This is a genomic window from Paraburkholderia sp. RCC_158 (genome assembly GCF_041355255.1).
Lineage (GTDB): Bacteria > Pseudomonadota > Gammaproteobacteria > Burkholderiales > Burkholderiaceae > Paraburkholderia > Paraburkholderia graminis.
On record NZ_JBFUPM010000036.1, the window covers coordinates 19682 to 30137 of the forward strand.

A 10456-nucleotide genomic window follows, 5' to 3' on the forward strand; every position below is an offset into this window, starting at 1 on the left:
CAAAATCTATAACGGAGACAGACTCATGGATTGCAACTGCTGTATTTCGCCGCGGCGCCGCCGCATGCTCGCCACGATGGGCGCGCTCGCAGCCGGCCTCGCTTCAGGCGTGCCCGCCAGTGCCACCGCTGCCCCGACTGCAACAACCGCCGCCACAAACCGCGCCACGGTCGCGCCAAAGGGCATGGGCAAGTCGATCGACATTCACGCGCATTACTACCCCGAGAGCTTTTGCGACTTGCTGGGCAGCGAGGGCGCGAAGTTCGGCGGCAAATTCACTTGCGATGCCACGAGTTTCACGTTCCAGACGCCGGCCGGCGGCCTCGGGCCATTGCCGCTCAAGTTCATCAACGTCGATGAACGGCTCGCCGACATGAACGCGTCGGGCGTCGACGTGCAAGCACTCTCGTTGAGCGTGCCCATGGGGTATTGGGCCGATCGCGCCTTCAACGCAAAGCTCACGAGAACATGGAACGCGGCGGCCTCCGCAATACACGTCAGGCATCCGGAGCGCTTCGTGGTGCTCGCGACCCTGCCGATGCTGAACCCGCACGACGCCATCGACGAACTCGAACGCGCGTCCGAATTACCCGGCGTGCGCGGCGTGTACATGGGGACCAACATCAACAATCGCGATCTGGACGATCCGCTATTCGAGCCCGTGTTTGCGCGCATCGAACAACTCGACTTGCCGATATTCCTGCATCCGCAGCAGACAGTCGGCGGTGCGCGGCTCGGCGACTTCTATTTGAGCAACCTGCTCGGCAATCCCTTCGACACCGCGATTGCCGGTTCGCATCTGATCCTCGGCGGAGTGATGGACCGGCATCCGCGGCTCAACGTTACGTTGCCTCACGCGGGCGGCGCGCTGCCGATTCTGATGGGCCGCATCGACGCAGGCTGGACCGTGCGCCCCGAAACGCGGCGCCTCGCGCAAAAACCGAGCAGCTACTTGCGCCGCTTCAATTACGACACGGTCTCGCATTCGGGTCCGGTTCTCGACTTCCTGATCCAGAACATCGGCGTGGATCGGCTCGTGCTCGGCAGCGACTACTGTTTCGACATGGGCTACGCGCAGCCTGTCGCGTTCGTCGATGGTCTCGGCCTGCCGCCCGAGCAGAAGAGTCTGGTTATCGGCGGCAACGCGGCAGGGTTGCTGAAAATCTGATGCAAACGGACCAAGGCCGTGCGCGATCAGCCTTCGAACGAAGCATCCAGCCGCCGTTCCAGAAACTGCACCAGCGCGCGCACCTTGCTGGACTGGCGGCGATTCGGCAGATAGGCGGCGTACACGACCGCGTCGCCCGAATGCGGCCGCGCGTCGAATCGCTCGAAGAGGCGCGTCAGACGCCCGCTGCGAATCTCCGCAGCCACCAGCCATTGCGGCAGCAGCGCGATTCCCCGTCCCGCCATCACGGCTTCGAACAGGATGTCGAGATTGTTGGAGAGCAGATGGCCGCGCACGTCGACGCGCTGCTCGGCGCCATCACGCTGGAAGGTCCAGACCTGGCGCGTGCGGTAGCCGCCGCCATAGGCGAACCGCACGCACTCATGCGCGGCGAGATCCGCGGGGGATTCCGGCGTGCCGCTGCGTTGCAGGTACTCGTGACTGACAACGACATGGCGCGGATTGTCCGCGAGTTTCTTCACGATCAGATTGGCGTCGCGCTCGGCAAAGCCGATGCGGATCGCGACGTCGATCCGGTCAACCGCGAGATCGACGAACTGGTCGCCCACCACCACGTCGAGAAACACGCGCGGATGCTCGGAGAGAAAAGCCGCGAGATGCGGCGCGAGGCATAACCGGCTGTAGGTGGACGGCACCGAAATGCGAAGCGCGCCGACCGGCGACGCGCCGCTGTCAAAGACGCTCTCGTCCGCCTCGGCCAGATCGTCGAGCACCTTCGACACCTGTTCGACGTAGGCCGTGCCCGCGTCGGTGAGGCTGACCTTGCGCGGTGTGCGGGTCAAAAGCGCCGTGCCGAGCGACGACTCGAGCGAATCCATCAGGCGCGTGACCGAAGAAGTCGCAACCCCGAGGCGTTGCGCGGCCTTCGAAAAGCCGCCCGCGTCGGCCACTTCGAGCAAGGTCTTGACGGCGAGGAATTTGTCCATGTGCACGCGGTGGGCAGTTTCGTTGCGAATAGCGCAACGCTGGCTTGCATTTTAGACCCATTCCGCAACAGAAACGCAACACATAAGCTGCATGCATTGTGTTTCCGCTTCTCTTTACTTCAGGGAGTCGTCATGTCAACCCAAGCCTCCGCCACGGCGCGCGCGAGCAGTCCCATCAAGCTGACACAAGGTTTGATCGCGCTGTTTGCGTTCTGCTGCGGCGCCATCGTCGCCAATCTGTACTACGCGCAGCCGATCACCGAACTGATCGCGCCGGACATCCACATGTCGGGCGGCACAGCGAGCCTGATCGTGTCGCTCACGCAAATCGGCTATGCGTTCGGCCTGTTCTTTCTCGTGCCCCTCGGCGATCTGCTGGAGAACCGCAAGCTGATGATCGCCACGGCGCTCGTGTCGATCGCGAGTCTCGCCGCCGCGGCATTCACGCATCAACCTGGCGCGTTTCTCGTCATCTCGCTGCTGGTCGGCTTCAGTTCGGTTGCGGTGCAGATTCTGATTCCGCTCGCTGCGCATCTCGCCCCTGACGAATCGCGCGGGAAAGTCGTCGGCACGATCATGAGCGGCCTGTTGCTCGGCATTCTGCTGTCGCGTCCGATCTCGAGCGTGATCGCCGGACACTTCGGCTGGCGCGCGGTGTTCGGCTCCGCCGCCGTGTTGATGGCAATAGTGACGACCGTGCTCGCGCTGACCATTCCGCGCCGCCAGCCGGATCACCAGGCCACGTACTTCGAACTGATCGGCTCGCTGGGCCACCTCGTGCGCACGATGCCGGTACTGCGTCATCGTTCGTTATACCAGGCATTGATGTTCGCGTCGTTTAGCCTCTTCTGGACCGCGATTCCCGTCGAGCTGACGCGCCATTTCGGTCTCACCCAGACGCAGATCGGCATCTTCGCGCTGGTCGGTGCGATCGGCGCGACCTCGGCGCCGGTGGCGGGCCGTCTCGCCGACGCCGGCCACACGGTGCGCGCGACGCTGATCGCGCTGGTGGTCGGCGCGCTGGCTTACGCGCCTGCGTTGATCCATCCGGCCTGGGGCGTGGCAGGCCTCGTCGCGACCGGCATCGTGCTCGACTTCGCGGTGCAGATGAACATGGTGTTGGGCCAACGCGAGATCTACGCGCTCGATGCGACGAGCCGCAACAGGCTGAACGCGCTGTATATGACCAGCATCTTCGTCGGCGGCGCATTGGGTTCAGCGCTCGCGAGTCCGCTCTACGAACACGGCGGCTGGCCGCTCGTGGCAGCGGTCGCCACGGCCTTTCCGCTGATCGCACTCGCTCATTACCTGATGATCGGCCGCCTGCACGCTGCGCGCCATTCCTGATGTCGCATTGCGCTTTGAAGGGGGCAGATCACCGCCTCCGTTAACAACAATTCAGCGTGGCTTCAGGAATTCTCATGGGCTTGGCGATACGCTTCTCAGCATTGCGCCCTGCCTGAACGACGCTCTATCCCTCGCCAAGGAAAACGACCATGTCCTCACTTTCACCTTTGCTCGACGGTTACGACCTGTCGGGCCTGCACTTGCCGAATCGCGTCGCGATGGCGCCGATGACCCGCTCACGCGCACCGTCGCAAGGGCGGCCCACCGAATTGATGGCGAGTTACTACGCGCAACGTGCGTCGGCGGGATTGATCATCAGCGAAGCGACCAACGTCAACGCGGCTTCGGCGGCGTTCGATCTGACGCCGGGCATCTTCGCCGCCGGGCAGATCGAAGGCTGGCGCAAGGTGACGAGCCAGGTGCACGCCGAGGGCGGGCGCATCTTCATGCAGTTGTGGCACGGCGGGCGCGTCAGTTCGTTCGCGCTGCTCGGCGGCGACGCGCCGCTCTCGCCTTCGGGCGTGAATGACGACCTCGAACAGTTGCAAGTCTGGGCGCAACTGCACAACGGCCAGTACACGAAGATTCATGCGACGCCGTCGCGCGCCATGTCGCTCGACGAGATCAGGCTCACCGTCGATGCCTTCAAACAGGGCGCGGCCAACGCGATTGCCGCCGGTTTCGACGGCGTCGAGGTGCATGCGGCGAACGGCTATTTGCCGCATCAATTCCTTTCGTCGACCCTCAACACGCGCGACGACCGTTACGGCGGCTCGGTCGCGAACCGCGCGAACTTTCTGCGCGAGATCATCACGGAGATTGGCTCCGTCATGCCGCTCGAGCGCGTCGGCGTGCGCATCTCGCCTTATGCGCACTACAACAATGTGCGGGACGCGGACCCCGACGGCACCTACGACTACGTCGGCAAGATGCTCGGCGAATTCGGCGTCGCGTATGTCCACGCGGCAGACACGAACGGCTGGAGCGGGCAGCCGGATTTGCCGCGCATCGTCGGACGCCTGCGGCGCGTGTATTCCGGCACGCTGATGGTCAACGGCGGAATATCGGTGAATGCCGCCGAAGCATTGATCCGCGAAGGCGACGCGGACCTCGTTGCGTTCGCTCGCGCCTATATCGCGAATCCTGATCTGGTCGAACGCATCGGCACCGGCTCGCCGCTCGCGGCGCCGAAGGCCACAGGTTGGTATGGCGGCGACGCCGCCGGGTACATCGACTATCCGTTCGGCGGCAGCGTAGCTGGCCACACGCCAACCGATGCGCGAGCCGAGCCGCGCGCGGCTCAGGCATGACATCGCTCGTTGCCTCGGCGCGCGGTGCAGCGCGCCGCCTATCCGACATAAGCCCTCCATGAAAGGTATGCGAATGACCCGCAAGTCTGGATTGCTGGCGGCAGGCGGCGTGGCGATCGTGGCCGCGCTCGCCGTCGCTTTACTGCCGATGTGGAAGCCGGCGATCGCGCCCGTCAGCCCGCCCGCGCAGGACGCATTCGACGCCCGCACGAAGCTCGCGGGCGCGCGCGTCGTCGCGCTCGGCGACTGCATCGTGTGTCACACGGCAAAGGGCGGCAAGCCGTTCGCGGGTGGCTTGCCGCTCGCCACGCCGTTCGGCACGATCTACGCGACCAATATCACGCCGGATGTCAAAACCGGCATCGGCGCCTGGTCGCTCGAGGCATTCACGCGCGCGGTGCGCGACGGCGTGGCTCGCGACGGGCACCTTCTGTACCCCGCGTTTCCCTACGTGCACTTCACGCGTATCTCCGACGACGACATCGCGGCGGCCTACGCGTATCTGATGACACGCGAACCCGTCGATGCGACGCCGCCCGCTAACGAGCTGATGTTCCCGCTGAATTTCCGTCCCTTGCTCGCCTTCTGGAATGTGCTGTTCCTGCGCCCGGGCGAGCAACCGCCCGACGCATCGAAAGACACCGAATGGAACCGCGGCAAGCTGCTCGTGGATGGCCTCGGCCACTGCGCGTCGTGTCACTCGCCACTCAATGCGATCGGCGGCGAGAAGTCGGGCCATGCGTTAGACGGCGGCATCGTCGACGGATGGGAAGCGCCTGCGCTAAACGCGCTCGGCGCGGCGCCGAAACCCTGGACGAAGGAACAGCTCGTCACTTATCTGCGTACCGGCAGGGCAAGCGAGCATGGCGCAGCAGCCGGTCCGATGCTGCCCGTTACGCGCGATCTGGCAACGGTTCCGGAAGCCGACGTGCGCTCGATTGCCACCTATCTTCTGTCGATCCAGAAGCCGCAGACCGTGGCCGTGCCCGCCGCCGAAGCGACGCCGGCCGCGTCTACCACGCCCGCCGCCGGTTCACCCGAAGCGCAACGCGGCGTGATGCTCTTCGCCGCCTCGTGTGCGCAATGCCACGGCCCCGCTGCGCCGATGCAGTCGATCGGCGAACGCCCCACGCTCGCATTCAGCACCGCCGTCAACGCGGCGACGCCGCGCAACGCGATCCAGATGATGTTGAGCGGCAACGGCTGGCACGGCGAGGACAGCATGAACTACATGCCCGCCTTCGATCACATCTACAACGACCAGCAGATCGCCGATGTCGCGACCTACATTCGCAGCGCCTATTCGCGGCGCGGCCCGTGGACAGACGTCGAAGCGGCGGTGGTGAAAGTCAGAAAGGAGAACAACGCGCGATGATCAATCTCACCGTCAACGGCGTGCAGCATGCGCTCGACATCGATCCTTCGACACCGCTGCTCTACGCGCTGCGCAACGACCTGCAACTGCACGGCGCGAAGTTCGGCTGCGGCCTCGGCCAATGCGGCGCGTGCACCGTGATCGTCAATGGCGAAGCGGCGTTTTCCTGCCTGATTCCGGTCGGGTCGATCGGCAGGAAGCCGGTGCGCACCATCGAAGGTCTCGGCACGATCGAGCATCCCGGCCCCCTGCAGAAAGCGTTCATCGAACATCAGGCGGTGCAGTGCGGCTATTGCATCGCAGGCATGATCATGCGCGCACAGGCGCTGCTCGATCGCAATCCACGTCCTACCGAGCGCGAACTGCTCGAGCACATGGAGCCGAACCTGTGCCGTTGCGGCACGCACACACGCATCCTCGCCGCGATCCGCGAAGTCGCGCATTTGCAGGCCGCGGACACGCCACGCGAAAATCCGCCACTCGCGGCGAGTCACGGAGGCGCGCAATGAGCGACCACGACGAACATTTGGACGAACACACGGACGAACACATCGACGAAAGCCGCCGCCGCTTCATGCTGGGCAGCGCGCTCGTCGTGAGCTTCAGCATGTTGCCCGGCGTGAAAGCGCTCGCGCAGGAAGTGATCGCCGACGAAGGCGCCGCCGTGCACATCGGCAAGGCGACTCAGGCGCTGGCAGGCAGTCTGAAGACGAACCCGTACCTGGACTCGTGGATCAGGATCGACCGCGCGGGCCAGGTCACGGTATACACCGGCAAAGTGGAACTAGGCACGGGCGTGCGCACCGCGCTCCTTCAGATTGCCGCCGAAGAGCTAGCCGTCGCGCCCGCGCTCATTACGTTCCTCACCGCCGACACGGGCGCGTCGCCCGACGAAGGCCTGACCGCGGGCAGCCACACGATCGCCGACAGCGGCAGCGCGCTGCTCAACGCATCGGCGCAGGTGCGCGGGTTGCTCGTCGATGCCGCCGCGAAACGCTTCGGCATCCGTAGCAATGTTCTTACCGTGCGCGACTCGGTCATCAAGGCTCCAGACGGCCGCAGCATGACTTATGGTGAAGCCGTGGGCCTCGTCGATTTGCATCGCATCGCTACGCCAGTTTCGCGGCTGACGAATCCCTCGGCTTTCCACGTCATCGGCACGTCGTTGCCGCGGGTGGACATTCCGCGCAAGGTGACGGGCGGCGTCAGCTACGTACAGGACATGCAGATTCCCGGCATGGTGCACGCGCGCGTCGTGATGCCGCCCGTCTATGACGCCCGGTTATTGCAAGCCAACACCGCAGATGTTCTCAAGATGCCGGGCGTCGTAAAGGTGGTGAGAAACGGCAGCATGCTCGCCGTGGTCGCCGACGGCGAATGGCAGGCCGTGCAGGCGCAGCGGGCGCTCGCCGCGAACAGCCAGTGGAGCGCCGGCCGCGCGCTGCCGGACCCGGCCACGGTTCATCGCGATCTCGCAACCCTCTGCACGCAGCACATCGAAATCGCCAACACGCACAGCGCAACGGCAACGGCAACGGCAACGGCAACGGCAACGGCAACGGCAACGGCTATCAAAACGCTCGGCGCGAAATACACCAAGCGCTACATGATGCACGGCTCGATTGGGCCGTCATGCGCGCTCGCGCTGTTCAAGGATGGCGCGATGACCGTGTGGACCCATTCGCAAGGTGTGTATCCGTTGCGCGATGGCCTGGCCGAAATGCTGTCGATGCCGAAGGACAGCGTTCGCTGCATCCACGTCGAAGGCTCCGGCTGTTACGGTCACAACGGCGCCGACGATGTCGCCGCGCACGCCGCACTCATCGCGCGCGAAATGGAAGGCAAGCCGGTGCGCGTGCAGTGGATGCGCGAACAGGAACATACCTGGGATCACTACACGCCCGCGATGGTCACCGAGGTCAAGGCGTCGCTCGACGCGGGCGGGAACATCGTCGACTGGAACTATGCGCTGTGGAGCAGTTCGCACAATGAGCGGATCGTAAACGCCGGCCGGCTGATTCCTGCGCAGTTGCTGCAGAAGCCGTTCGCACCCGCGCCCTCCGTGCCGATGGTGCAGCCGGAAGGCGGCGGCGATCGCAACGGCATTCCACTGTATGCGTTGCCCAACATGCATGTGATGAACAACTTCTCGCCGACGATGCCGCTGCACACCTCGGCAATGCGCTCGCTTGGTGCCCACATGAATGTCTTCTCGATCGAGACGTTCATGGACGAGTTGGCCGCCGCCGCGGGCGCCGACCCCGTCGAGTTCCGGCTCAGGCATATGCAGGACCCACGCGCGCGGGATGTGATCAGGCTGGCCGCCGAGAAGTTCGGCTGGCCCCGCCCGCCTCGCAAACGTAATCACGGCGTCGGCTTTGCTTTCGCCAGGTACAAGAACCTGATGGCGTATGTCGCGATCGCCGTCGAGGTCTCGGTGGTGCCGGAAACCGGTCAGGTGATTCTCGAACACGCCGAAGCGGCCGTCGACGCAGGGCAGATCGTCAATCCCGACGGCATTCGAAACCAGATCGAAGGCGGCGTGATCCAGTCGGCAAGCTGGACGCTGTACGAAGAATTGCAGTTCGACACGAACAGAATTCGCAGCTTCGACTGGAGCAGTTATCCGATCCTGCGATTTTCCGCCGCCCCGCGCAGCGTAAAAGTGCACCCGATCGACCGGCCGGGAGCGCCGTTTCTGGGCGCGGCGGAAGCGTCGATGGGGCCGACCGCGGGCGCCCTCGGCAATGCGTTATTCGACGCTACGGGCAAACGCTTGCGGGACATGCCGCTGGCCGGCGAGAGCTTGCGAGCTTGAGGTCGTCAGCCGGTCGATCCCTTCGGTCAAGCTCCGCAAAAAAAGCTCACACCGTGACAACAATCTTCCCGAACTGCTGGTTCGACTCGAGATAACGATGAGCGTCGACAATCTGCTCGAGCGGGAACACCTTGTCGATCACCGGTTTCAGCACGCTCGACGAGAGCCCATCGGAGTATTTCGAGGCGCTGTATCAGGTCGAGACGCTGGCCAAAGACGATCTGCCGGAAACGGCCAGGCTCGTCTGCAGACCGTCTCAGTTCGCCCAAAATATTCAAATGACTATTTGCAGCACTAAGCTAACCGATCGCTCGCGTGGCGATTGGTCTAGGCGCTTCGACTTTATTACGGCATAGGATCCCCGAACTTGAGAGGCGGTGAGTATGGATTTACCCTCGTAGGTGGTCGCAGAAAAAGTTCGCGGACATCTATCCTTGACGCTCCGTGGTCCAGCCAAGTCTACGCCGATGAGCACTGCAACCCTAAGCTATCCGAACGGTTTCCGGGCACAGCCGAAAGTCGAGAAGCTACTTAGGAACTTCGCGGAGATCGCCACTGCGCGCGAGCGTTCCCGCGGCTAACCCAACCGAAAAACAGGGATTCGATACATGATCGACAAAGTCAACCGGCCGGAACGCTATGACCCGCGTACCTCGGCAATTTACGCGCTCAACGACATCGACGTGAAAGCGCCACCGGAAGTGGTTTGGAAACTGCTCGTCGACGCCGAGCGCTGGTCGCGATACTTTCCGGCCGAGGATCAGGTCCGGATATTATCCGGCGAGTCGGAAGTCGGGCTCGGCACACGCTACAGCCGCGTGACGGTCGGCTATCCGATGTCACTGGTCGTCACTGAATGCGTGCCAAATCGCCGGCTCGCGTGGACCACAACGGTCGATGGCGATGAAACGGGTTGGCTTTGTCGCGGTAAGGATCGAGGGGCGAGTGAGATCGATATGCGAAGTACTGCTTATGTTGTGAGGTTGTAGAATTGATCAGCGGCGGACGGATGGGTTCCGCGAGCACACTTCATCTGGCCTTTGACAATCATGTGCATCAACTCGATGCCGCCCAGAAGGATTCGGGCACAGCGAAAAGTCTTGAATCCCAGCATGGGTCCCGTTCGTCGCTTGATCGCCCGATGGTCCTGCCCGACCAGATTGTTGAGATATTTCGACTGGCGGATCCGGATGGGCGTTTCGCGATCGGCATTGATCGCTTTGAGCGCGGCGAGTTGGCGCCGCTTTTGTCAATGGTCACTGTATCGGGCGCGCCATTCCAGGCGATCGATTTCTCGAAGTAACGCCGGGCTGCAGTCCTGTCCCGATGGGCGCGTAGCAGAAAGTCAATGGTGTTGCCGTCCCTGTCAACGGCCCGGTAAAGATATCGCCATTCTCCCCTGACGCGAATGTACGGGTGAGTAGACCCGGGGAATTGCGCCCCGAGTCTCTCGCAGAACCGTGCGTAAACCTCTCGATTTACACGGCTCCC

At 63.6% G+C, this 10456-nt stretch carries 8 protein-coding genes and 2 pseudogenes; 7 read left to right on the top strand and 3 right to left on the bottom strand.

What is annotated here, in order from left to right:
- The first annotated feature begins 25 nt into the window (after window positions 1–25).
- Window positions 26–1168 carry an amidohydrolase family protein gene (locus AB6809_RS34345; protein WP_371028314.1) on the top strand — a complete coding sequence of 381 codons (1143 nt, stop codon included), beginning with the start codon at window positions 26–28 and terminating at the stop codon, window positions 1166–1168.
- 26 nt (window positions 1169–1194) lie between these two features.
- On the opposite strand, the gene AB6809_RS34350 is transcribed toward AB6809_RS34345, so the two are convergent.
- A complete protein-coding gene (locus AB6809_RS34350; protein WP_371028316.1) occupies window positions 1195–2115 on the bottom strand; it encodes a LysR family transcriptional regulator in 921 nt (306 codons plus the stop codon).
- A 132-nt stretch (window positions 2116–2247) separates the two neighbouring features.
- Here AB6809_RS34350 and AB6809_RS34355 point away from each other — a divergent pair, with 132 nt between their 5' ends.
- The 5 genes from AB6809_RS34355 (at window position 2248) to AB6809_RS34375 (ending at window position 8965) form a co-directional block, all read left to right on the top strand.
- Window positions 2248–3462: an MFS transporter gene (locus AB6809_RS34355; protein WP_371028317.1), complete on the top strand. Its 1215-nt coding sequence runs from the start codon at window positions 2248–2250 to the stop codon at window positions 3460–3462.
- Between the two features lie 149 nt (window positions 3463–3611).
- Window positions 3612–4772: an alkene reductase gene (locus AB6809_RS34360; RefSeq protein ID WP_307251996.1), complete on the top strand. Its 1161-nt coding sequence runs from the start codon at window positions 3612–3614 to the stop codon at window positions 4770–4772.
- Window positions 4773–4845: 73 nt separating this feature from the next.
- Complete coding sequence (locus tag AB6809_RS34365) at window positions 4846–6147, top strand: cytochrome c (RefSeq protein ID WP_307251994.1); 1302 nt, start codon at window positions 4846–4848, stop codon at window positions 6145–6147.
- Window positions 6144–6656, top strand: a complete 513-nt coding sequence (locus tag AB6809_RS34370) for a (2Fe-2S)-binding protein (protein WP_307251991.1) — start codon at window positions 6144–6146, stop codon at window positions 6654–6656. The genes AB6809_RS34365 and AB6809_RS34370 overlap by 4 nt, the downstream gene beginning before the upstream one ends.
- Entirely contained in the window at window positions 6653–8965 is a 2313-nt protein-coding gene (locus AB6809_RS34375; protein WP_371028318.1) for a molybdopterin cofactor-binding domain-containing protein, read from the top strand. The genes AB6809_RS34370 and AB6809_RS34375 overlap by 4 nt, the downstream gene beginning before the upstream one ends.
- 46 nt (window positions 8966–9011) lie before the next feature.
- Here the strand turns inward: AB6809_RS34375 and AB6809_RS34380 are convergent.
- Window positions 9012–9137, bottom strand: a pseudogene (locus AB6809_RS34380) (zinc-binding dehydrogenase); the annotation flags it as partial.
- Window positions 9138–9573: 436 nt separating this feature from the next.
- Here AB6809_RS34380 and AB6809_RS34385 point away from each other — a divergent pair.
- A complete protein-coding gene (locus AB6809_RS34385) occupies window positions 9574–9954 on the top strand; it encodes an SRPBCC family protein (protein WP_371028319.1) in 381 nt (126 codons plus the stop codon).
- Here AB6809_RS34385 and AB6809_RS34390 read toward each other — a convergent pair.
- Window positions 9936–10378, bottom strand: a pseudogene (locus tag AB6809_RS34390) (IS6 family transposase); the annotation flags it as partial. The gene AB6809_RS34385 and the pseudogene AB6809_RS34390 overlap by 19 nt on opposite strands.
- Between the last annotated feature and the right edge of the window lie 78 nt (window positions 10379–10456).

Excerpts from the sequence above, each read along its gene's own strand:
- AB6809_RS34345 (WP_371028314.1), top strand. The coding sequence starts at position 26 with ATGGATTGCAACTGCTGTATTTCGCCGCGGCGCCGCCGCATGCTCGCC.
- AB6809_RS34350 (WP_371028316.1), bottom strand. The coding sequence starts at position 2,115 with ATGGACAAATTCCTCGCCGTCAAGACCTTGCTCGAAGTGGCCGACGCG.
- AB6809_RS34355 (WP_371028317.1), top strand. The coding sequence starts at position 2,248 with ATGTCAACCCAAGCCTCCGCCACGGCGCGCGCGAGCAGTCCCATCAAG.
- AB6809_RS34360 (WP_307251996.1), top strand. The coding sequence starts at position 3,612 with ATGTCCTCACTTTCACCTTTGCTCGACGGTTACGACCTGTCGGGCCTG.
- AB6809_RS34365 (WP_307251994.1), top strand. The coding sequence starts at position 4,846 with ATGACCCGCAAGTCTGGATTGCTGGCGGCAGGCGGCGTGGCGATCGTG.
- AB6809_RS34370 (WP_307251991.1), top strand. The coding sequence starts at position 6,144 with ATGATCAATCTCACCGTCAACGGCGTGCAGCATGCGCTCGACATCGAT.
- AB6809_RS34375 (WP_371028318.1), top strand. The coding sequence starts at position 6,653 with ATGAGCGACCACGACGAACATTTGGACGAACACACGGACGAACACATC.
- AB6809_RS34385 (WP_371028319.1), top strand. The coding sequence starts at position 9,574 with ATGATCGACAAAGTCAACCGGCCGGAACGCTATGACCCGCGTACCTCG.